A 22583-nucleotide genomic window follows, 5' to 3' on the forward strand; every position below is an offset into this window, starting at 1 on the left:
CGTCGAACATTATGTCCCGGAAGAGAGTATGAAAAATTACACTAGAAAATACTATTTAGATAGTAGAAGAGTACAACCAAGTTGATATCAATTTGCAAAGAAGGGACGCAAAAAGACCGCCAGGGTTTTCCTAGCGGTCTTTTGATTTCTAAATTATGCTTCTACGGTTAGTTCTTCACCGATTGCTGCTAAACGTGCAACGATTTCATCGTGTGACCAACCTTTAGCTTGTACGTAACGGTTGCGTGGGTGAACACGGCATTCGTGTGTACAACCACCAAGATGTTTTTCTTGGTTTTCTTCTGAAGCTAAGATTTGTTTGTTACATTCAGGGTTACCACAGTTTACGTAACGTTCACATGGTGTACCGTCGAAGTAGTCTTTACCAACGATTGATGGGTCAACATGGTTGATTGGTACAGAGATGCGGTCGTCAAAGACGTACATTTTACCTTCCCATAAGTCGCCACGAGTTTCTTCATCTTGACCGTAGTTTTCGATACCACCGTTTAATTGACTAACGTTTTCGATACCTTCACGGATCATCCAACCAGAGAATTTCTCACAACGTACGCCACCAGTACAGTAAACAAGGACTTTTTTGTCCATGAATTTTTCTTTGTTTTCGCGTACCCATTCAGGTAATTCGCGGAAGTTACGGATATCAGGGCGGATAGCGCCTTTGAAGTGACCAAGATCATACTCATAGTCGTTTCGTGTATCTAATAAAACAGTATCTTCATCTAACATTGCTTCACGGAAATCAGCTGGATCTAAGTGGGTACCAGATAATTCGTTAGGGTTTAAATCTTCTTCTAGGTCTAAAGAAACGATTTCTTCACGGTAACGTACGAACATTTTTTTGTGTGCGTAGTCATCCGCTTCGTTAATTTTAAACCATAGGTCAGAAAATTCTTCCATAGCGTGCATGTGTTCCATGTAGCGTTCAGTCGCTTCTTTTGGACCAGATACAGTACCATTGATCCCTTCATCACCAATTAAAATACGGCCTTTTAAGCCAAGTGATTTACAGAATTGTAATTCGTCTTTGGCGAATTGTTCTGCATCTTTAATAGGTACATATTTATAGTAAAGTAGTACCTGGAATTCGTTATTATTCATTTATTATTCCTCCATCATATTGCAGGTATGACTGCGAGTTTTTACGGATTACATTATAAGGCATAAACCAGGGATAAACAAGTACTAAATTTGTTTCGAATGTTTAGAAAATTCACAATCCTATTTTTACATTAGAAAAACATGCTATAATAGATTGTGAAATATGAATCGATTACATGAATTTTCAAGTAAATCGTTAGTAGGGGTTAGTTATGAATCATAAAGGAACCAAGACAATAGAAACGCAACATCTATTGTTACGTAAGTTCAAAACAAGTGATGCCAAGGACATGTTCAAGAATTGGGCAGGGAATACGGCAGATACAGAATTTGTTACCTGGGACAAGCACCAATCCGTTTCTGATAGTAAAAGCATTTTAGAGAAGTGGGATAAACGCAAGGACAGAAGTAAAACCTACAGATGGTGTGTGGAAGACAAATCTTCTGGAGAAGCGGTAGGAGAAATCGTAGTGACTGAAGTGCATAAAGACACCCAGGCAGCAGACTTAACCTTCTGTATGGGTCAAGCCTATAAAGACCAAGATTTGGCGAAGGAAGCTTTAGAAAATATTGTGCATTTCTTGTTTAAAGAAGTGCAAATGAACCGTTTGTCTTTTGATCAAGATAGTCGAAATGAAGCTGACAGACAACTGGCTTTAGCCTTAAACTTCGAATATGAAGGGCTACGAAAAGCAGCTTTAGCCAATAATTCAGGTATTTCGGACAAAGCCTTGTATGGTGCTGTAAGATAGAATTTGAAGTGAATAAAGAAAAAGGTATGTGATAGAAAACATCACATACCTTTTTCTGTCGTTATTTATTATAAAACTTTGTCTAAGAATTCTTTTGTACGGTTGTGTTGTGGGTTACTGAAGATGTCTTCAGGTTTACCTTCTTCGACAACGTATCCGCCGTCCATGAAGATTACGCGGTCAGCTACTTCACGGGCAAAGCCCATCTCATGTGTTACAACGACCATGGTCATACCTTCTTTAGCAAGGTCTTTCATTACGTTTAATACGTCACCAACCATCTCTGGGTCAAGTGCTGATGTTGGTTCATCAAACAACATGATGTCAGGATTCATTGCTAAAGCGCGGGCGATAGCCACACGTTGTTTTTGTCCACCAGATAAAGAGTTTGGAAAAGCTTCTGCTTTATCCGCTAAGCCTACTTGCTCTAATAAAGACAAAGCTTGTTCTTTGCTGGCATCTTTTTGTGTCTTACCTAATTCAGTCGGGGCAAGGGTAATATTCTCTAAAACGCTTAAATGTGGGAATAGGTTAAAGTGTTGGAACACCATGCCGATATTTTGACGTGCTTTATTAATATCAATAGATTTGTCGGCAATATTTGTGCCATCTACTAAAACTTCACCACCGTTAATGTCTTCTAAGCGGTTTAAACAACGTAAGAATGTTGATTTACCAGACCCTGATGGTCCGATGATACAAACTACCTCACCTTGGTTAATGGTTAAGTCGATCCCTTTAAGGACCTCATTTTTACCGAAGCTTTTCTTTAAATCATTTACAATAACTTTTGCAGTTGCTGTTGTTTCAGCCATTTTCTCATCCCTCTCGGATTTAATTCCTATTCATCTATTCGTATATTTTCGATTGATAAATTTAATGGTATTTTAATTTGAAATTGTCACTTTGTCAACTTTTATCACAAGCTTTAATTTGTAATGTAAACAATGAGGGTCACTGATTGATTGCCCAGGGGTATTTTGTTATATTTTGTGTATTAGATTGGACAAAAAAGAGAGGTATTAAATTGAAAAAAGTATTAGCAGCTATAGATATTCAGCAATTATTCATCATCACTTTGGGGACTTTAAGCATGACCATTGGTTTGTATTTCTTCTTAGTACCTGATTCCCTTGTTGGTGGGGGTACTGGAGGTATGGCGCAGGTATTGGCACCATTTATTCCGCTACCTTATTCAGTGATCCTTTTTGCCATTAATATAGTCTTACTGGTCATTGGGATTATGGTGATTGGTAAGGAGTTTGGTGGGACAACCCTGTATTCTGTCATCCTCTATTCAGGCTTTTATGCCTTATTCGAACGGTTTGTACCAGTTACAGGGGCAGTTGCTGATGATCCCTTGGTCAACTTGATTTTGGGGCAAGTCCTCCTTTCAGCTGGTGTCGGCTTAGTTTTTAATGCCGGTGCTACAACTGGTGGGGTAGATATTATTGCCAAGATAATGAACATGTACCTACCTGTCACCTTTGCGACAGGGGTCATGATTTCCGATATGACTATCTTGCTTGCGAATATGCTGGTATTTGGGATTGAACGTGGATTGTATGCCACAATCGGGGTCCTACTGGCCAATGTCGTTGTTGACCGCGTAATCACTGGTGGTTCTGCAAGATACAACGTGAATATTACGTCAGAAATTGCTGGGGAAATCAACGATTTTATTTTGATAGAATTGGCCCGTGCGACAACAATCTATACGGCTAAGGGTGGATACACTAAGAAATCACGTGCGGTGATTACTACAGTTGTTGACCGTGAAGAATTATTACGGTTGAAAAACCAAGTAACTGAAATGGATGCGAATGCTTTTATGTATGTGTCGCCAGTATCTGAAGTGACTGGGCGCGGATTCTCTTTTGAAGTGAGGAGAAAACAGTCTCGAATTGCTAAACTAAGAGCGCGTGCTTTGAAAGGAAAAAATTCTAGTATCAACAATTAGCCTTTTTGTTCCAATAATCATGTATAATAAAGGTATATATCATAAGAATGATAGCAATACGAACGGAGGGCTAGTGTGAGAACAGATGAACTATATTCAAAGTTGATTAATTTAGGATTTATTGAAAACTATTATGTAGCTAGCAAAGAATACAAGGATGGGTCGAAGCATCGTATATTAAAAATTTACGATGATGATTCCAAACTGGCTGAAGTAGCTTTAGACCAACCATACATGATTCGTACAACTTATGAAGGTTTTGAGGCAAGAAATGAACTCGAAAAACAAGCCTTATTAACCTTACTCATCAACTATGCACAAACACCAATTGAAGGACGGCAGTCAGCCCTATATTTTGCCTATTACCATGATTTAAATAATATTGTGCATTTTATTAAACGCCTACGAAACAAACGTTTAACGGACGATATGATTCCATTAGCTTATTTTACTACGCTAACACCAGAACAAAGAGAAAGCTTCTTATTCTCAATGTCAGAATTTGATGATTTCCCGGAGGCATATCGACCACGCTTTACCCCAGATTCGTTTGTTAAAGTTATTTCTTATGAAGAGTTTTCACAAAATATCCATGACCGCTATAATCTGGATATGCCTGAGGCTGAACCATCATACAGTAAAGCTGATGAAGCAGATGAAAATATTGATAGTGAAGAGGATAACCATTTAAATTCTGGGGATATTCACGATATTTCAGATTTTCGAAGAAATGGTGAAGATGATAAACCTGAATAAAATATGATAAAAAAAGAAGCACGATGTCCATGGAAATTCTAGGGTATCGTGCTTCTGCTATTTCGTCTCTTAAACCACTATAGAATAGACTGTGTATTTTGTTGTGCATACTTCTTCGGAGAGGTGTTGAATACTTTCTTGAATGAACGGTAGAAAGTAGAATAGTCACCGAATCCGGATGCGTTGGATACGTCTTGTAAGGACATTTTGTTGGTGCTCATATGATTGATTAATTGTGCAGCATAGTTGGCACGTTTCTCAATCAAATATTCGTGGAAATTTTGGTTCATTTCTTTACGGAATAATTTTGATAAATAATAGGGCGAAATATCAAATACTTGTGTAATCCGGTCTAATTGTAAGTCAGATTCTTTAAAGTGTTGGTCGATATAGTAGATGATGTGACTAAAGTGCTTGTCATCTTTATAATCACCAGACATAGACGGGATTTTCTTCGCATGGTAGACATTCATCAATGAATGGTATAGGTAAAAAGCAGTTACGAAGGTAGTATCTTCTACTTCTTCATCACCATGAGTAAGAATTTTATTTAAATGAGTAATTGTCTTATCTAGATTTTCTTTATCTAAACGGTAATGACCCGGTTCATTATAAAAGCGAATAATATCTTCAAAAATATTATCATTTACCATAGCATATTGATGAATCAAATTCTCAGGCACCATACAGATATAACGGGTATTATTAATGCCTTCTTCACTAGACATTAAATGCGGAACGTTAGGTGGAATGATCATAATATCACCATTGTAGAGTGTGTAACTGGTATCATTTACGATAAACTGACATTGATTGCCTAAGTAGAATAGAATTTCAAGATGGTCATGATAATGCATACTAGTAGTAATTCTAGAATATTCTGCAAGATCCATTTCATTAAGGTTTAATTGTTCCTGATTGTTATAGGACTTACGCATCATGGTGCGACGCTCATCATGATAGCTAAGAGAGAAATGTTTCTGAAATGTATTAACCGCTAATGCTTCCAAGATTTCACCTTCTAATTTAACTTTCTTAATATAATTATACTTTGCAATATTTAACTTATGTCTATAGTGTACTAAACTTCTACAAGCGGTTTCAAGGCTTTTTATAATTTAATTTTAAGAAAGGGATTGTGCCGTAAAAATCCTGTATTATATGTTATAATTTAAGGGAAGATGAGGCCTTTGATAACCAATGCCAGTTTTAATCTCATGCAATACAGTATTTTACAACAGTCAGGAAAAATACAATTTTTAACACTGCGCAACTTTAAAAGCAAAAATGAAAGAGTATTTTAAAGGCTTTTTGGTTTCAATAGCACAAAAAAAACAGTACAATAAATTTTGGTGTAATGAAGAACTTATTTTATGCTGAAATTTATTGCTTTAGGAGACGAGCTTATGGATAAGGACCAAGAAAAACTTATACAAAGAATTCAAGCTGTGCCAACTGATGATTACAGCTACTGCATTCAAGTTATCTCTAAAATTTTAAGAGATAACCACAAACACACCAGCGATGAAGCTTTTATTAAAGCCTTCAATGAAGTGATGACAGAGAAATTCCCGAATCAATCAACAGATTACAATCAAATGATTGCTGAAATTAAAATGCAAGATGATGCCGAATTCGTCAAACGCATTCGCAACATTACGGCAGTCGACCCAGTCCGTGCTAATTTTGAAATGTCATTATACATTCGCCGGATGGAAGACGATTTCGACCGATTCACACCAAAGAAAAATATTAAAAATTTAAGTATTTATGATGAACTAGACCTTTTCCAATTTATCTATAATAATGATACAGGTTTAGAATTATCACCAACTACGCGCGATTATGCGGGTATGTATGTGGAGTATGCCAAAGTGCAAATTAAAGCGAATGAATGGCGTGAAGCGATTGACTCATACCAACAAGCCTTATTATGGAATCCCTATGATGTAGATACCATCTACGCCTTAGCGGAACTATACCAAGAAATGGAACAGTATGGGATGTCTTACCCAACCATTCTTAATGGCTTGAGTTACTCACTTAGAGTAGAGGACCTAGCTTATGGTTTTGCTTTAATCGGGGACTTCTACTACCGTAAAGAAGACTTTGAAAAAGCTTATACGTTATACCATATTTCCCTTATGTGGAATGAAAATGACAATGCCAGAGCAGGTTTGGAGGTCTTAGAAGAATTAGACCGCGAGTGGCCAGCAATTCTTGAAGGTAAGGAACAAGAAGCCTTCCTTGATGATCTGGGCTTAAACGACTACCCATCAGTGGATATGTTAACAGCTTTAAAAGAAGCCGCATTCCGCTTTAACGAGCACGACCAATATGAAGCGGCCTATGAATATTTAGCCATTTATGAAGATATCTTAGGAAACGTTGACCCGCAAGTGACGGCAGTTTTAGACCAACTAGAAGCTGACCATCCTGATTTATTGATGGAAGAATTGGACCATGATCACGACCACCACCATCATTAAGCCATAAAATTACAGAGACGAGACCAATTACAATTCAGTAGCGGGACTCGTCTTTTTTTTCGAAAAATAATCACTGCCAGAAAGCTGGCTTGTGATATAATTGTTGCATACAAAAATTGAGCGCGTGCAATAAAGGAGAATGTTATGATACCTAGATATACCCGTCCTGAAATGGGGCAAATCTGGTCACAAGAAAATAAATATGCATCTTGGTTGGAAGTTGAAATTCTTGCAACAGAGGCATGGGCGGCCTTAGGTGAAGTCCCTAAAGAGGATGCGCAAGCCATTCGTGAAAAGGCCACTTTTGATGCAAAACGAGTGGAAGAAATTGAAAAAGAAACCCGTCATGATGTGGTTGCCTTTACCCGTAACGTGTCTGAATCATTGGGCGAAGAACGTAAATGGGTGCATTATGGCTTAACGTCTACTGATGTTGTGGATACAGCTCAAGGTTACCAATTAAAACAAGCAAATGATTTAATTCGTAAAGACTTAGACCGATTCTTGCAAGTGTTAAAAGCGCGTGCGATTGAACATAAATACACTGTTACAATGGGCCGTACCCACGGTGTTCACGCTGAACCAACGACTTTTGGTTTGAAAGTAGCGCGTTGGTATTCAGAATGTAAACGAAATATCCAACGTTTTGAAGCGGCTGCTCGCGGTGTTGAAGCAGGTAAAATTTCTGGTGCAGTAGGTACTTACGCCAATGTACCGCCATTTATTGAAACTTATGTATGTGAACACTTAGGCATTAACGCACAAGAGATTTCAACGCAAATCCTACCACGTGACCTACACGCTGAATATATTTCATCACTCGCTTTAATCGCTACAATGATTGAAAATATTGCGACCGAGGTCCGTTCACTACAAAAATCGGAAACACGTGAAGTGGAAGAATTCTTTGCAAAAGGGCAAAAAGGTTCAAGCGCAATGCCACATAAGCGTAACCCAATCGGTTCAGAAAACATGGCTGGATTAGCCCGTGTCGTTCGTGGTCATATCATGACTGCTTATGAAAACGTGACCTTATGGCATGAAAGAGATATCTCTCATTCATCGGCTGAACGCATTATCCTACCAGATACAACAATCTTAGTAGATTACATGTTACATCGTTTCGCAAACATCATGGAAAAACTAACCGTATTCCCTGAAAATATGAAACGCAACATGGATGCTACTCACGGTTTAATCTACTCACAACGTGTATTGCTAAAATTGGTTGATGCAGGCTTATCACGTGAAGCAGCCTACGACTTAGTACAACCTCTAACTGCAATCGCTTGGGACGAAGGCAAGCACTTTAAAGGGCTTGTAGAAGCCAATGAAGAAATCACTAGTCACCTTGATCAAGCAGCTATTGATGATGCATTTGACTACCACTACCATATCCAAAAAGTAGAGGACATTTTCGAAAAATTAGGAATAGTAGAAGAGTAGATTATTAGCAAAATTGCAATGACTGTATACAAAAAAAGCTCACGGTACTTAACCCAGATTAGGGCAAGTACCGTGAACTTTTTGTTTGATGTATGAAAAAACTTGTTGCAAGTAGCATGATTCAGCACTATTTTGTCCGATCCTGGACTGAGGGTGGTGCCACTGCTTTTAAGGCTATGATAGGTAAAGAGACAGCCGACGACTGAAATCAATAAATCAATAAATCTATAATCAAAAAAAAGAGATTCTTATGAGTCTCCTTTTTTTGGTACCTGATGCGGTCTAATATGATAATGCTTAATAAAGGCTCTATAGAAGTTACTATAATCATTAAAGCCAGCTTTTTGCCATGACTCCGTGATAGACAAACCATTTTCAATCAGGGTATAGGCATAGCCCAACCGCAAGTCCAAGATGAATTGGTAAATGGTTGAATGGAAGTAAGGCTGAAATACTCGGTTGACAGTTGACGTTGAAATGTCGAACTTGTCTGCGATGTCTTGAAGGGTTAGGTCTTTTCGGTAGGAATCAACAATAAAATGTTTAATTTCGTAGGCTAAAATTTCTCTTTCAGACATCTCTAATCGGTTTTGGTTTGAAGCAGAAGAAAGTCGACACAATTCAAGGAATATGGTCGATACAATACTAAAGATCATTTTCTTTTGAATGTTATCTTCAGGTCGTTTCAATTCCAACTGTAATTGAATCAAAGTTTGTAGTAGATGTTGCCAAGTGACGAAAGAGAAACTGAAGACATGGGGTTCATCAAAAATGTGTTTAACTTCAGGCGTTTCCACAAAATCATTGGCAATGGCATCTAAGTAAGGTTCGCCTAGGGATAAAATATAGGCATATATTTTTTCTTCTGTTGGTTTGTGGTCGTCAACGTGAGGATCACAGTCTTTTTCCGGTAAGATTAACCGTCTCATAATCGGTTCAGGTAAGACAACAATTTGACGAACAGAGACGTCAATTTTCTTGTCGGCTAACTCAATAGAGAAGGGTCTAAGGGGAATCAAGAGTTCGTTTCGATGGAAAGAAGAACGATTATAAATGTCAACCATTTGCTGATCAACTTTTTTTAGTTTGATTCGAAATGGTGGTGTTCCAGTTGGCATAAATCAAAACTCCTATTTTACATATTCAATCTATCACTTATCAGCTGCAATAAAAGAAAGAGCGTGCACTCATAAGTTACACACCCTTTAATATACCACAATTTACTTCAGAATTGAAAAGACTATAGCAAATTCAATCGTTTCATTTCAGCTTCTAGTGCAGCCACTGTTTCCTCTTGGGCAGGGACTAGTGGTAGACGCACTGAACCTGTATCGAAACCAAGCATAGACATAGCTTTTTTGATTGGAATTGGATTTGGTTCACTGAATAAAATGTCGATTAACGGTTTAAAAGTCGTTTGAATTTCAGCCGCTTTTTTAAAGTCGCCATTTAAGGCATAATGAGTCATTTCATGTACTTGTTTTGGTGCAATGTTAGCCAAAACAGAAATCACCCCTTGGCCACCCAAACTCATTAATGGAATAACCGTATCGTCGTTTCCAGAGTACACATCAAAATCAGGACCAACGTGGTAACGCGCATCCACTGCATTGGCTAAATCACCAGTTGCATCTTTAATCGCGACAATGTTTTCGATATTTTTAAGTTCCGCCAATGTTTTTGGTGCAATAGACATACCTGTACGTCCTGGTACATCATATAAGATAATAGGCGTCGTTTTTACAGCATCTGCAATGGCACTATAATGCGCCAATAAACCAGCTTGGCTCGTTTTTAAATAATAAGGCGTTACAGAAAGAATAGCATCTGCACCTGCGGCTACACAGTCTTTCGTTAATTGGATCCCGTGGGCAGTATCATTAGACCCAGCACCAGCAATCACGGGCACACGGCCATTGACTTTTTCCACGCAGAATTTTACTAATTCAACTTGTTCTTCGTCAGTTTGTGTTGAAGCTTCACCAGTTGTTCCGGCAACGACAATGGCATCTGTACCATTTTCAATTTGAAATTCAATCAACTCCGCAAACACATCGTAATTGATATTTTGTTCTAATGAATTATCGTAAGGGGTAACGATGGCTACCGCAGAACCTTTAAAAATTGTCATGAGAATCCTCCTATATTGTTCGCACTTTGTAATTGTCTTTATGAAAAAACGATCAGATAGCTTGAGTATAAAAAAGGCAGACAAGAGCATCACTCTATGTCTACCTAGGAAAACGTGTCAAAAAATACTGATAGCATTCAATAACCCTAACAGTTTTTAATCCCTAGCATAAGACAAGCGCTCCTCACCTTAATGGGCATTAAGGTTTGACAGGGATAACCCTTTTAGGTATTACCCCCAACACAGAAAATCTGCATTTCGGCACAACCACCTTTCACCATCGGCTACTGATTGGTTGCGCATCCTCTATATCTATACTTTCTATTTGTATAATCGTTAGTTTAAAATTAACATGACTATCCACTAAAGGCAAGGATTAAATGAAAAAACTATTAGATTTCGAAAGCGTTATTTCATTTTCTTTTTCTTATTAGATGTATATTCTCTGGGCAATCGTTGGCCTAAATTCGTCAAGACTTCATGGGCAATCGTTCCAGCGTGACTAGCAACGTCCACTACATCAACAGTTTGGCCGCCATTTGTCCCGATTAAAGTCACCTTAGCGCCAACAGGCATCTCATGGGGTAGGCGAATAATCATCTGGTCCATACAAATCCGGCCCACACTCGGGCACCGCTCGCCGTCAACAATGGCATCCAAGCCCAAATAACTTCTTTGCCAGCCGTCCGCGTAGCCAATCGGTAGGGTAGCCACCCATTCATCCGCACCGGCCACATAATCAGCCCCGTAGGAAATCGTATCGCCCGCATGCATTTGTTTGACGTAGATAATTTCCGTCTCCAAAGTCAATGCTTGCTTGAAATCAACAGGCGACGCCACATCTTCCATACTTGGAATGGATCCGTATAAGCCCAGGCCAAGTCGCGCAGCATCCAAAGTTTTTTCCGGGTACCAAAGGCTTAAGGCAGAGTTTGATTGATGGAAAAGGGGGGTGTACCCTAATGCTGAGTAGTCCAATTGACCAAGCAAACCTTCAAAAAAGTCAGATTGGGCTTGAACCTTGTCCTTACCATGGTCAGTGAAGGAATCAGCGGTAGCATAGTGGGTAAAGACTGAAGCCAACTTAAATTTCTTCGGATGTTTGGCAATGTAATCAATGATTTTTTGCGCTTTTTCAGCAGATCGCACGCCAATCCGCCCCATCCCAGAATCCACTTTAAGGTGGACATTCAATCGATGAAGGCGAGAAAAGTCTTTATCGTGTTTCTTGGCGTATTTTAAATAGTCCAAGCTAGAGACTGTCACACCAATTTCTAAATTAGCTAAAAGCCAAGCATCGTCTGGATCAGTCAAACCTAAAATCATGATAGGGGCAATAATCCCAGCGTCTCTTAGTTCTAACGCTTCATCCGCAACTGCGACCGCAAAACCGTCCGCACCGCGAGATTGGAGGGCGTCAGCTATTTTGACGGCACCTAAACCATAGGCGTCAGCCTTAACAACTGCCATGACAGCTTTATTACCGATATGCTTTTTAATAGCGAAATAATTATGAATAATCGCATCTAGAGACACGCTGGCCTTACTAGGGCGATGATAACTAATGGTCATAGTTTAAACCTCTCTTTAATCACATGGATTGATCGAAATAGATAGGAAAGGGCGTTAATATCGCGCATTTCACTTCTCATTTATTATACCACGTGTGGGTGAAAACCCGAAAGAAGGGTCTCTAACTTAAGGAAAAGCTAAGTTAGTTCAACCCTAAGGTAACCTTAGTGGTCAGTTAAACGTCTTCAGAAGTAGAAATTTGTAGAAACTTCGGTACATGGCTATTGTAAATAAGGATCCAAGGAACAACTCGGTCTCTTGGAAAAATGTACTCGATTCCAACAGCGACAATGGCACCCAAGAAGGTATCTAATACCCGAAGTAGCGCATATACATATTGATTGTCCGCTGGAATATTGAAGACAATGACAAGGAAAGTGGCGCTACCACCAATAACCCCTTGTGGATTCTTAACTAGAAGGTTGGTTTGAATCGTAATTAAAATACCTAAACCGCCTAAAAGTGCAGTAATCAAATAATGGTCAGGCAATAAGTTATGTAAAAAAATAAAAACTAATGAGGCAAAAGCCCCACAAACAATGGCTAAGGTTCTGCGCAAACCAAAAGAAAGCGACGAAGTGACGTCAGCCCTTTGTGAAAATACCGCTGAAAGGGCAGCGATTTGTGGGTCAATAGAGATAAATGCTGAAATAAGAACAATCATAAAGACACTCAAAGAAGTCTTCAAGGTCCTCATACCAACGTGAAAATTTTGTTTCACTAATAAGCTCCTTTAATTAAGAGGGAAATTTGAAAAATTCCCCTTCTCTACAATTTGAATTTTCTTGTAAATAGATTATACTAGGAATACTTGATGAAATGAACTAAATAATGAAGGTGGTGCACTAGGTGAAGCGGCAAACATATCGCCAAGCGAAAAAGGAGCTTGAACGCGAGAAGAAGAATAACCAAAAAAAATATGGAAAAAATTTTTCAGATGACATTAAATCCTTGGTCCCTGAGACGACACTCACACAGGATACTGCTGAATTTAACGTCGAAACGTTTGCGGAAACACCTTTGCCAAAAGAAACCTTCCAAGACTTAGACACCAATGAAATCTTCTTTGAAAGACAAAAACAGAAACAGTACTTTTGGTCAGGTTCAAGCAATCACTCACGCAAAGTGCTGGTATGGATCATTCTAGCCCTCGCCATCCTAGCAGTAGCCTTGCTCGGACCGCGCGTATTCGAATTCTTCCAAATGATCTTTAAGTAGAAAAGGTGCGACAGAAGTCGTTAAGAAATAAACCACTAGAATACAAGCAAAAGCTCCCTTCACTTGTCGTGTTGGGAGCTTTTTTGAAGCTTATATTTTTAATATTTGAAATCATAAAATGAAAAATAGGGCATTTGTGGCCTGGGTGATCTGTATTAATTTGGACGTTCCTTGAAAAGTGAAGCCAAAGCCTTCTTTATTACGAAATATATCTAAATTACTACATAGGGTATATAAACATAGATCTAAAAAACACGACAACTGTCGTGTTTTTTAGTGTGTAATGTTTTATTTTGGTTGAATAATAATCATATCTTTGGTGAAGTGGTTCAAGTTTTCAGTGCGACCATCATGTGCAATCACTAAATCTTCAATACGAACGGCTGTATTACCAGTCAGGTAAATACCAGGTTCGATTGAGAAGATATTGCCATCTTTGATGGTATCTGTATTAGCTTTTGACACATCACCTTTTTCATGAACTTCGCGTCCAATGAAATGTCCTAGTCGGTGGGTAAATTGGTCACCGTATCCTTGGGCTGTGATGTAATCACGCGCTGCAGCATCCACATTTGCCAAAGTTTCGCCAACTTTGACCGCGTCAATGCCGCGTAAATTGGCTTCCAGTACGATGTCGTATACCCTTTTGGCCTCAGCACTAGGCTCACCGTAATAAACGGTACGGGTCATGTCGGAACAGTATTCTTCATGTTTACAGCCGATATCAATGACGATCGAATCACCGCGTTTTGGCAAGGTATGGTCAGATTCATGGTGTGGGTCAGCGCCGTTTGGACCGTAAGCGATAATGGGTTCGAATGAAAAGCCGGCATCTGCACCTTCTTCATCGTAAATGCGGGCTAATTTATCTACTGCAGCCAATTCGTCCAAACCAAGTGGTAAGACTTCTTCGATTAAACGAGCCATGGCACGGTCGTTTATGTCTGAAGCTTTACGCATTTTTTCTTGTTCTTCAGCGGTTTTAATGGCTCTTTGGGCATCAACTAAGTCAGATCCTACTTCAAAAGTGGCCTGGTTGTATGTTTTGGCGATGGCTAATAGTTGGTCAGCCCGCCACAATTTATCCACGCCGATTCGTAGTGGGGCGTCGGTTGCTGGAAAATCCGCTAGATTTGCGAAGGCTTCAGCGATTGTATAGTTATCATCTACCCAAGTGACGTCAACTCCAGCTAATTCGTCGAACACAAATAGCTTGTTAGCAATAATTTGTGGATCTTTTTCCGGTTGGATAATTAATAACCAAAAACGTTCCATAGGGTCAAAAATGACACCGGTGTAGTAGTCGATGGATGCCTTGTCGCTAATGATTAGGGCATCTAAGTTGTGGTTTTTAACTTGTTGTTGAATGGTTGTTAGTCGGTTGCTATGTTCTTGATCCATATGTCCTCCATCTCGTCTTACAGATAGCCGTCAGAAGAATCTTCACTATATTTCTCTTCAGCTTCTGGATGTTCCTCAATATATTCCTCAAATTCACGTAAGGTCATACCATCATGGGCTTCAAGGAAGTCCTCGCGACGGTCTTTACGGTATTTGACCATTTTCTCTTTAAATATTTCACCAGTAGTTGGCGGTGTCCAAGAAACGGCGTTGGCGCCTGCTTCGATCACTTTACGAATGGTGTCTTCATTCTGACCACCAGTTGCGATAATCGGCACATCTGGGAAATCCCGGCGAATCCGTTCAACTATAGCGGCAGTTTCTTTGCCACCTGAAACGTTTAGGATATCCGCACCGGCAGAAATTCGCGCATCAATATCGTTATAGGCAGAGACAACTGTCGCTACAATTGGGGAGTCAACGGTGTGTTCAATATCTAGAATATTTTCTGCGGTCATCGGGGCATTCACCACAACCCCTTGAACGCCTGTTGCTTCGGCAAAAAGGGCAATATCTACGCTACGCTTCCCCTGAGTTGTACCACCACCAACGCCAGCAAATACAGGTTGACTGGCTACTGATGTTACTGCTGAAATGATTGCAGGATGCGGGGAGAATGGGTAGACAGCTAAGACGGCATCCGCGTTACAGTATAGGATTGTGGCGACGTCAGTTGTAAAGACGAATGATTTTAAAGTTCGTCCAAACACGCGAATACCGGATGCTTCGTTAATAACTTCTGGCACCATCACCATATCGCTTCTAAATTGCGAAGAGATATTTTGAGAGCCGTTTTTTGGTTGATTCAACGCTATAACCTCCATTTAATTGATTGAATGGGTGTTTCAAATAGTTCTAGTCTTATTATAGTACTTATATAAAAAGAATGACAATTCAAAATCTCGACAGGGCGTCATATCAAGTGAAAAAGGTGTTCAAATAATTCGATTATGAAATATAAGATAACATTGATACCGCTACATGTTAAGAAACCTATCAAAAAATTTGACACATGCTTAAGAAATGATTAGAATTATTTTATCTTTAAGCAAGAATCCTGTTTACATTCAAGTTTATTGCAATTGTATTCAAAAGGAAAAATCAAATAAGAAGAGGTGCTATGATGATTACATTTGATCATGTTGAAAAATATTATGGTAAATTCCACGCATTGAAAGACATTAATCTGAAGATAAATGAGGGTGAAGTTGTGACCTTAATTGGACCTTCTGGTTCTGGTAAATCAACTTTGATTCGGACGATAAATGCTTTAGAAAAGATAGATTCAGGTCATTTAATTGTTGACGGGAAAGATATTACAGACCGCAATACTGACATCCGTCAAATTCGCCGCGACTGCGGTATGGTGTTCCAACACTTCGAATTATATCCTCACATGACCGTGTTAGAAAATGTAACATTGGCACCTTTAAAAGTCTTGAAGAAAACCGATAAAGATGCCCAAGATAGAGCAGAGCGTTTATTACAACGTGTAAACATGTGGGATAAACGTGATGCTTACCCAGGTCAATTATCAGGTGGGCAAAAACAACGTGTGGCTATCGCACGTGGTCTAGCTATGCGTCCGAAAATGATGCTATTTGATGAACCAACTTCAGCCCTTGATCCAGAAATGGTTGGGGAAGTATTAGACCAAATGAAACGTATCGCTTTTGAGGACAACATGACTATGGTGGTTGTAACGCATGAGATGGGCTTTGCCAAAGAAGTATCGAATAGAACCATCTTTATGGCAGACGGAGAAATTTTAGAAGACCGTCCATCAAAAGAGTTCTTCGAAGATCCACATGATGAACGTGCCGTTCAATTCCTAAGCAAGATCTTAGTCTAATCACCAAGTACGCTTAAGGAAAGAGGGAAATACTATGAAAAAACTATGGCGAATCGTTGTGCTAGTGGCTTTTGCTTTCTTGGCTACGGCCTGTACAAGCTCTGCTGCCAGCCAACAGGATATTGCTGAGCGAATTGACAGCGAAGCCTACCCGGTCATCACTTGGGGGGTAAAAGTCGATACCAACTTATTTGGGAAATATAATATTGAAGAAAACCGTATCGAAGGTTTTGACATCGATATGGCGAAAGAAATTACCAAGCGTGTCGGTGGGGAAAATGCCGAAGCAGAATTTGTTGAGGTAACCTCTAAAACCCGTATTCCTTTACTGAAAAACGGGAACGTAGACGCTTTGATTGCAACCATGACCATCTCAGAAGAGCGGTTAAAACAAGTTGACTTTAGTCAAGTGTACTTTGACGCTGGGCAAGCCTTGATGGTGCCTGAAGATTCTGATATCGAAAGTGTTGAAAGCTTGACGAGTGAACATACCGTTTTGGCGGTAAAAGGGTCTACATCAGCCCAACGAATTAAAGAAGCAGCTCCGGATGCGAATGTCTTAGAGTTAGAAAACTACGCTGAAGCCTTCACAGCCTTAAAATCAGGTCAAGGGGACGCGATGACTACTGATAATGCGATTTTATTAGGCATCATGGAACAAAATACGGGTTACAAAATTGCTGGCTCAACCTTTACAACAGAACCATATGGTATTGCCATCAACAAGGGCCAAGATGACTTCTTAAATGAAGTAAACCAAGCCATTGATGACATGGTAGCTGATGGTACGTATCAAGAAATATATGCAAAATGGTTTGGTGACGATACTGAGTCATCAATTGCAGAGTAGGGAGGTTGAGCACATGTTTGAATTATTAACAAATTATTCTGATTTAATTATCGAAGGATTTATCAATACCTTGATTGCATCAGTGATCGCTCTGATTGCTTCCTTAATTCTTGGTGGTTTAATGGGGATTATCCAAACCTTAGATAATAAGGTTTTAGCTAAAATTGGGGATATCTATGTAGAATTTTTCCGTAATATTCCTTTATTGATTATTGTGATGTTTTTCTATGTAGTTATTCCTTTATACGGGGTGGATATTACCGGATTCCAATCAGGGATTATCGGTTTAACCCTTTATACATCTGCCTTTATCGCGGACGTTGTGCGTTCAGGGGTTGACGCTGTACCTAAAGGCCAAAGAGAAGCAGCTATTTCACAAGGGATGACTTACAGACAAACGATGCAGTACGTGGTTTTACCACAAGCTGTGAAAATTGTAATTCCGCCATTAGGTAACCAATTTATCAACTTAGTGAAAAACTCTTCTATTCTAGCTATGGTAGCTGGGTTAGATTTAATGTATTACGGTGATTTAATTGCCAGTGAAACATTTAATACTTTAGGGACTTACACAATGATCGCAGGTATTTACTTGGTCATTACAGTACCTTTAACTTTATTAGTTTCATATATTGAAAAACGATTAGCACAACAGGACGTACGTTAGAAAGGAGCGGTAATAGATGGATTTTGCAGGTGCATTTCAATGGATGAATATCCAGTTTTTACTTGATGGTCTATGGGTTACGCTTCAAGTAACGTTTTACGCTATCATATTCTCGTTAATTTTAGGTGGTATTTTTGGGATAGTTCGTTTTATGGGGATTCCAATTTTATCTAAAGCTTTAGGGCTAGTTATTGATATTATTCGTAACTTACCTTTACTATTGATTATCTTCTTTACTTATTTTGCTTTGCCACAATTAGGGATTCGCTTAAATATTTTCTGGGCAGCAGTAGGGGCCTTGACCATATTTGAATCAGCCATGATTTCAGAAATTATTCGTGGTGGATTGAATGCTATTCCAAAAGGGCAGGCAGAAGCAGGGATTTCAACCGGTTTAACCCGTGTTCAAACCTTGGTATATATTTTATTACCACAAGCTGTGCGGTCAATGGCACCTTCGATTGTGTCGCAATTGATTGCCTTGATTAAGGATACATCGCTTGCGACAATTATTTCCTTACCGGAATTGACGCATAATGCGAAGATTATCTACAACCAAAATACAGCATATGTGATTCCAATGTTTGTGATCATGACCTTCCTATATTGGTTGGTATGTTATACCTTGTCTAAATTTTCAAAATACCTATCAAACCGACGTTCTAACAAGGCCATAGCAAAAGATGGTGCTTTGAAAACACCGGCATAGTACAATTCAAGCTGTTGGCCTTTGCTTTTTCTATCATGGTCTCTGAACCAGGGCGCTAAGACAGACAGCACTGGAAGATTAGTGCCGTATCACACAAAGGGTGATGCAAACTAATCTGAAGTGGCGATCTGACTGCCCTGGCAAGCTCGTCTATGTGGTGGGACCGGAATTAGCCATAGTCGGGTTCTCTCACCCTAATGGTCTAATTCCTTGTCTGACTATTCATTCTGTAGGGCTACGCCACATAGTCTGATATACGTCAGATCATCCTCCGTCACCGCGCAGGCATGCTAGAAAAGCGCCAGCCTTAGCCTTGAAGAAGGCGTGCTTTCAAAGGACCACAAGAATATGTGGGTTGATTATAAGATAGGATATTTTTTACATTGTACCTAAATGGTTTCATGAATCTGAACACAGGTTAGGGATTCAAAAAAAGTCTGTGTTCGATAATGTTTTAATATCAACTAGGGGTCGGGATTTTTTTCTCGGCCTTTCTCTTTGCCCAAACAATGTGATAAATAAAGAAAAATGAAAAAACTATGATAGAATAACACCATCATGAAAATCGTGAAAATAAGGAGGTGGTCGCTTGACTCAAGCAATGAACGTACAAAATAAACAGGGTGGGCTTTCGGGTTCTACTTTGAAATGGATTGCTATGGTCACCATGATTATTGATCATATGGGTGCAGCTATTTTACTGCCTTTATTAAATAGTGGGCAACTGGAAACATTTGATTACTCCTTGGCTTATACGGCTTATACCAGCTTTCGGCTAATTGGGCGCATTGCTTTTCCGATATTTTGTTTCCTATTGGTTGAAGGTTTCTTCTATACCTCTAATAAACAAAAATATGCTATAAGGTTAGGAATTTTTTCCTTAATATCGGAAATTTCTTTTAACCTAGCCATTAGCCAGCAATTTTTTGATTTGGCCTATCAAAATGTATTCTTTACCTTGTTGTTGGGGCTATTAGCAATCTGGCTGGCTAGTATAATGAAATACCGCTGGCTAGGTATTATCCCTATCGTCTTATTAGCAATCGCTGCAGAGTATTTCAATACGGATTACGGCATGTTTGGCGTGGTGTTAATTGGTGCCCTTTATGTCACCCGAGACCAACGTCTCATCCAATCCTTTGCTGGGACTGTACTCGTCCTATGGGAAGTGACTGCGCCGATAGCTTTTGTAATGACCTACTTCTACAATGGATTAAGGGGCCGTTACAATGCCAAGTGGCTGTATTGGATTTACCCTATTCATCTGCTGATATTCGGCTTAATTGCCCGTTATTTCATCACTTAGCCCATTTATATAACACAAAAAATTTAAAATTTAGAAAAACTAGGAGAATAACATGTTAGATAAAATAGATTTTGCACAATATATACCACAAATGATCGAAGACATCCAAGGTTTGGTTCGCATCCCATCTATTCGCGATGATGAGGCGGCTACAGCAGATGCCCCTTATGGACCTGAAGTCCGCAAAGCACTAGATTTTATGCACGATTTAGCTGTCCGTGACGACATGAAGGTTGGGGATGTTTACCCATATACCGTACACATGGAATCCCAAAATGCGGGGACTAACCACCGGGTGGATGTTGCTAGCCATATTGACGTCGTACCTGTAGGAGCCTTGTCAAATTGGACCAAAGAACCATTTGGCGCTGAAATTATCGACGGTCGTATGTATGGCCGAGGAACATCAGATATGAAACGGAATGCCGTTTTGTCATACTATGCCGTTAAAATCTTACAGGACTACCAAATTCCCTTAAAAAATACCATCCGTATCGTGATTGGGTCTGACGAAGAATCGGACATGACGGACATCCCACAATACGTTATCAAAGAAGGGGCACCTGACTTCGCCATCACACCAGACGGGCAATTCCCACTACAAATCGGGGAAAAAGGGGCCACAACATGGAACTTCAAGGGCGATTTAAAGTCAGATACCATCATTAAAAGTGTAGTCGGTGGGGCCGGGTCAAATGTAGTGCCATCAGAAGCGACATTTGTCATCGCTGATACCTTAAATCCTGGTTTAGAAGCTTATGCTAATAACAAACAATGGCCAATCGCTATCAAAGAAGAAAACGGGCAAACCATCCTAACTGTTTACGGAATTTCTGCCCACGCCTCAACGCCTGAAGCAGGGGACTCAGCGATCACCCGTGGCTTTGAAATCATCGCCAATACCTATTCAGATGACTTGGCCAACAAGTGGACACGCCTATTTCGTCCTTATGATGGGTCAGGATTTGATGTAGCCCGTAACCACGATATTATGGGCCCATTGACTTTAAACCAAGGCGTTATTGAGAAAACAGCAGACGGCCAAATTGCCTTTACCATCGATGTTCGTTACCCAACCAATATTACCGAACCAGAATTGACAGCCGCCTTCACCAAAGAATTCGCGGATATTCCATTTGTGAAATCCTTTGATACAGCACCAATTCTGTCTGACGTGAATTTACCAGCAAACCAATTATTGTTAAATACTTTCCACAAACATTTCCCAGACCACGCTATTGAACCTATTATCTCTGGTGGGGTATCATATAGTAAAGTAATGCCAAATTGCGTGTCATTTGGGATGAACTTCCAGCATGACGCACATGTAGCGCACCAAGCTGATGAATACATCGAAATGGATACATTAGAAAAACTATTAAAACTATATACAGATGCCTTTATCCAACTTGGTCAAGCAGATCAATTAGGATAGGGCGCCAGACAAAGGAGTCATATGGTGAACGAAAAAGAATTAGTTGGGGTTGCAGCAGCCCAATACGTTGAAGATGGTATGGTCGTTGGATTAGGCACAGGCTCAACAGCCTATTACCTGATTACAGAACTAGGCAGACGGATAAAAGAGGAGGGCTTAACCTTTACCGGTGTACCTACCTCCATTCAATCAGCCGAATTAGCTGCTGATTTAGATATTCCTATTGCTTCATTAAATGATGTGGCTAAAATTGATTTAACAATAGATGGCACCGATGAATTTGATCCACAATTAAATGGGATTAAAGGTGGCGGTGGTGCGCACCTGATCGAGAAAATTATTGCAGTGAATAGTGAACGCGTCATTTGGATTTGTGACCACAGCAAGCAAGTAGACCAACTGGGGGCCTTTCCCTTACCTGTAGAGGTGATTCCAGCAGCAAGTCAACACTTATTGTATGCATTTGAGGATAAAAACTATGCTCCGACATTCCGTTTATCACTAGATGGTACTAAATTTGTAACTGATTCAGGTAACTTTATTATTGACCTTCATTTAGAAAAAATAGAAGACGCAGTAAAGTTGGCTGACGATTTGATTCAAATGGTCGGTGTTGTTGAACATGGCTTATTCTTGGGAATAGCGGACAAAGTCTTAATGGCCAATGATGGGCAAGTCGTAGAATTTAATGGGTAGTAAGTGAGTTAAAATCGAGTTAGGAATTTTCCTAGCTCGATTTTTTTTTATGCAGTTTTTATTAAAGGGAAAATATAAATTTAGACTGAAATCGAGTGAATAGGAATGGGGGAAATTTAAGATGAGAAAGGTAGTTTTATAAAGCAGTAAAATATTTTTAAATGGTAGGATTCTGTTGCACTACTTATCTTCAAAATATTATTACTTGATTATATTTTTCT

At 39.5% G+C, this 22583-nt stretch carries 22 protein-coding genes and 1 riboswitch; of the genes, 13 read left to right on the plus strand and 9 right to left on the minus strand.

All coding sequences use genetic code 11. From position 1 onward, the window contains the following. Window positions 1-153: 153 nt before the first annotated feature. On the minus strand, window positions 154-1122 hold the full coding sequence (locus AC973_RS01140; protein ID WP_016896444.1) for a rhodanese-related sulfurtransferase: 969 nt from the start codon (window positions 1120-1122) through the stop codon (window positions 154-156). Between the two features lie 212 nt (window positions 1123-1334). On the opposite strand from AC973_RS01140, the gene AC973_RS01145 reads away from it, so the two are divergent. Next, on the plus strand, window positions 1335-1874 hold the full coding sequence (locus AC973_RS01145; protein WP_048726201.1) for a GNAT family N-acetyltransferase: 540 nt from the start codon (window positions 1335-1337) through the stop codon (window positions 1872-1874). Window positions 1875-1942: 68 nt separating this feature from the next. On the opposite strand, the gene AC973_RS01150 is transcribed toward AC973_RS01145, so the two are convergent. Further along, window positions 1943-2689, minus strand: a complete 747-nt coding sequence (locus AC973_RS01150) for an amino acid ABC transporter ATP-binding protein (protein WP_016896446.1) — start codon at window positions 2687-2689, stop codon at window positions 1943-1945. Window positions 2690-2901: 212 nt separating this feature from the next. Between AC973_RS01150 and AC973_RS01155 the strand changes: the two genes are divergently transcribed. Next, complete coding sequence (locus AC973_RS01155; RefSeq protein ID WP_048726204.1) at window positions 2902-3834, plus strand: YitT family protein; 933 nt, start codon at window positions 2902-2904, stop codon at window positions 3832-3834. 75 nt (window positions 3835-3909) lie between these two features. After that, on the plus strand, window positions 3910-4590 hold the full coding sequence (locus AC973_RS01160) for a hypothetical protein (RefSeq protein ID WP_048726207.1): 681 nt from the start codon (window positions 3910-3912) through the stop codon (window positions 4588-4590). Between the two features lie 77 nt (window positions 4591-4667). Here AC973_RS01160 and AC973_RS01165 read toward each other — a convergent pair whose 3' ends face one another. After that, window positions 4668-5600 (minus strand): AraC family transcriptional regulator, encoded by a 933-nt coding sequence (locus AC973_RS01165; protein WP_225968900.1) that lies wholly within the window; start codon window positions 5598-5600, stop codon window positions 4668-4670. Window positions 5601-5996: 396 nt separating this feature from the next. Between AC973_RS01165 and AC973_RS01170 the strand changes: the two genes are divergently transcribed. Both AC973_RS01170 and purB read left to right on the plus strand, forming a co-directional pair. Next, complete coding sequence (locus tag AC973_RS01170) at window positions 5997-7079, plus strand: tetratricopeptide repeat protein (protein WP_225968901.1); 1083 nt, start codon at window positions 5997-5999, stop codon at window positions 7077-7079. A 144-nt stretch (window positions 7080-7223) separates the two neighbouring features. Then, window positions 7224-8525, plus strand: coding sequence for an adenylosuccinate lyase (purB, locus tag AC973_RS01175; protein WP_048726211.1), 1302 nt, complete (start codon window positions 7224-7226; stop codon window positions 8523-8525). A 248-nt stretch (window positions 8526-8773) separates the two neighbouring features. Here the strand turns inward: purB and AC973_RS01180 are convergent, their stop codons facing one another. The 4 genes from AC973_RS01180 to AC973_RS01195 all read right to left on the minus strand — a co-directional run bounded on the left by AC973_RS01180 (window position 8774) and on the right by AC973_RS01195 (window position 12949). Continuing rightward, window positions 8774-9643 carry a helix-turn-helix transcriptional regulator gene (locus AC973_RS01180; RefSeq protein WP_048726214.1) on the minus strand — a complete coding sequence of 290 codons (870 nt, stop codon included), beginning with the start codon at window positions 9641-9643 and terminating at the stop codon, window positions 8774-8776. A gap of 122 nt (window positions 9644-9765) precedes the next feature. Continuing rightward, window positions 9766-10656, minus strand: coding sequence for a 4-hydroxy-tetrahydrodipicolinate synthase (gene dapA / locus AC973_RS01185; protein WP_003142985.1), 891 nt, complete (start codon window positions 10654-10656; stop codon window positions 9766-9768). Between the two features lie 168 nt (window positions 10657-10824). Continuing rightward, window positions 10825-10973, minus strand: a riboswitch (Lysine riboswitch). Window positions 10974-11064: 91 nt separating this feature from the next. Further along, entirely contained in the window at window positions 11065-12228 is a 1164-nt protein-coding gene (gene alr / locus AC973_RS01190) for an alanine racemase (protein WP_048726220.1), read from the minus strand. Window positions 12229-12403: 175 nt separating this feature from the next. After that, the gene (locus AC973_RS01195; RefSeq protein ID WP_048726224.1) at window positions 12404-12949 is read right to left on the minus strand and encodes an FUSC family protein; all 546 of its coding nucleotides are present in this window, start codon (window positions 12947-12949) and stop codon (window positions 12404-12406) included. A gap of 128 nt (window positions 12950-13077) precedes the next feature. Here AC973_RS01195 and AC973_RS01200 point away from each other — a divergent pair, with 128 nt between their 5' ends. Next, a complete protein-coding gene (locus AC973_RS01200) occupies window positions 13078-13446 on the plus strand; it encodes a hypothetical protein (protein ID WP_048726227.1) in 369 nt (122 codons plus the stop codon). A 288-nt stretch (window positions 13447-13734) separates the two neighbouring features. Here the strand turns inward: AC973_RS01200 and AC973_RS01205 are convergent, their stop codons facing one another. Together AC973_RS01205 and AC973_RS01210 are read right to left on the minus strand one after the other, a co-directional pair. Further along, window positions 13735-14847 carry a M24 family metallopeptidase gene (locus tag AC973_RS01205; RefSeq protein WP_048726228.1) on the minus strand — a complete coding sequence of 371 codons (1113 nt, stop codon included), beginning with the start codon at window positions 14845-14847 and terminating at the stop codon, window positions 13735-13737. 17 nt (window positions 14848-14864) lie between these two features. Beyond that, the gene (locus AC973_RS01210) at window positions 14865-15656 is read right to left on the minus strand and encodes a hydrolase (protein ID WP_378102555.1); all 792 of its coding nucleotides are present in this window, start codon (window positions 15654-15656) and stop codon (window positions 14865-14867) included. A 314-nt stretch (window positions 15657-15970) separates the two neighbouring features. Between AC973_RS01210 and AC973_RS01215 the strand changes: the two genes are divergently transcribed. From AC973_RS01215 to rpiA, 7 genes are all read left to right on the plus strand, one after another. Then, entirely contained in the window at window positions 15971-16699 is a 729-nt protein-coding gene (locus AC973_RS01215) for an amino acid ABC transporter ATP-binding protein (RefSeq protein WP_016896459.1), read from the plus strand. 34 nt (window positions 16700-16733) lie between these two features. Then, a complete protein-coding gene (locus tag AC973_RS01220) occupies window positions 16734-17549 on the plus strand; it encodes a glutamate ABC transporter substrate-binding protein (RefSeq protein WP_048726236.1) in 816 nt (271 codons plus the stop codon). Window positions 17550-17562: 13 nt separating this feature from the next. Next, on the plus strand, window positions 17563-18216 hold the full coding sequence (locus AC973_RS01225; protein WP_048726239.1) for an amino acid ABC transporter permease: 654 nt from the start codon (window positions 17563-17565) through the stop codon (window positions 18214-18216). 16 nt (window positions 18217-18232) lie between these two features. Beyond that, window positions 18233-18925, plus strand: coding sequence for an amino acid ABC transporter permease (locus AC973_RS01230; protein ID WP_048726242.1), 693 nt, complete (start codon window positions 18233-18235; stop codon window positions 18923-18925). A gap of 589 nt (window positions 18926-19514) precedes the next feature. After that, window positions 19515-20231, plus strand: coding sequence for a TraX family protein (locus AC973_RS01235; RefSeq protein ID WP_048726245.1), 717 nt, complete (start codon window positions 19515-19517; stop codon window positions 20229-20231). A gap of 52 nt (window positions 20232-20283) precedes the next feature. Then, window positions 20284-21666, plus strand: coding sequence for a Sapep family Mn(2+)-dependent dipeptidase (locus tag AC973_RS01240; RefSeq protein ID WP_048726248.1), 1383 nt, complete (start codon window positions 20284-20286; stop codon window positions 21664-21666). A 21-nt stretch (window positions 21667-21687) separates the two neighbouring features. Continuing rightward, on the plus strand, window positions 21688-22362 hold the full coding sequence (rpiA, locus tag AC973_RS01245; protein ID WP_048726251.1) for a ribose-5-phosphate isomerase RpiA: 675 nt from the start codon (window positions 21688-21690) through the stop codon (window positions 22360-22362). The last annotated feature ends 221 nt before the right edge of the window (window positions 22363-22583 follow it).

This window comes from Carnobacterium sp. 1290_CSPC, from assembly GCF_001053265.1.
GTDB classification, from domain to species: domain Bacteria; phylum Bacillota; class Bacilli; order Lactobacillales; family Aerococcaceae; genus Aerococcus; species Aerococcus urinaeequi.

Bases quoted from the DNA above. Each gene is read 5' to 3' on its own strand.
- AC973_RS01140 (WP_016896444.1), bottom strand. From the start codon at position 1,122: ATGAATAATAACGAATTCCAGGTACTACTTTACTATAAATATGTACCT.
- AC973_RS01145 (WP_048726201.1), top strand. From the start codon at position 1,335: ATGAATCATAAAGGAACCAAGACAATAGAAACGCAACATCTATTGTTA.
- AC973_RS01150 (WP_016896446.1), bottom strand. From the start codon at position 2,689: ATGGCTGAAACAACAGCAACTGCAAAAGTTATTGTAAATGATTTAAAG.
- AC973_RS01170 (WP_225968901.1), top strand. From the start codon at position 5,997: ATGGATAAGGACCAAGAAAAACTTATACAAAGAATTCAAGCTGTGCCA.
- purB (WP_048726211.1), top strand. From the start codon at position 7,224: ATGATACCTAGATATACCCGTCCTGAAATGGGGCAAATCTGGTCACAA.
- AC973_RS01180 (WP_048726214.1), bottom strand. From the start codon at position 9,643: ATGCCAACTGGAACACCACCATTTCGAATCAAACTAAAAAAAGTTGAT.
- dapA (WP_003142985.1), bottom strand. From the start codon at position 10,656: ATGACAATTTTTAAAGGTTCTGCGGTAGCCATCGTTACCCCTTACGAT.
- alr (WP_048726220.1), bottom strand. From the start codon at position 12,228: ATGACCATTAGTTATCATCGCCCTAGTAAGGCCAGCGTGTCTCTAGAT.
- AC973_RS01205 (WP_048726228.1), bottom strand. From the start codon at position 14,847: ATGGATCAAGAACATAGCAACCGACTAACAACCATTCAACAACAAGTT.
- AC973_RS01215 (WP_016896459.1), top strand. From the start codon at position 15,971: ATGATTACATTTGATCATGTTGAAAAATATTATGGTAAATTCCACGCA.
- AC973_RS01220 (WP_048726236.1), top strand. From the start codon at position 16,734: ATGAAAAAACTATGGCGAATCGTTGTGCTAGTGGCTTTTGCTTTCTTG.
- AC973_RS01225 (WP_048726239.1), top strand. From the start codon at position 17,563: ATGTTTGAATTATTAACAAATTATTCTGATTTAATTATCGAAGGATTT.
- AC973_RS01230 (WP_048726242.1), top strand. From the start codon at position 18,233: ATGGATTTTGCAGGTGCATTTCAATGGATGAATATCCAGTTTTTACTT.
- AC973_RS01240 (WP_048726248.1), top strand. From the start codon at position 20,284: ATGTTAGATAAAATAGATTTTGCACAATATATACCACAAATGATCGAA.
- rpiA (WP_048726251.1), top strand. From the start codon at position 21,688: ATGGTGAACGAAAAAGAATTAGTTGGGGTTGCAGCAGCCCAATACGTT.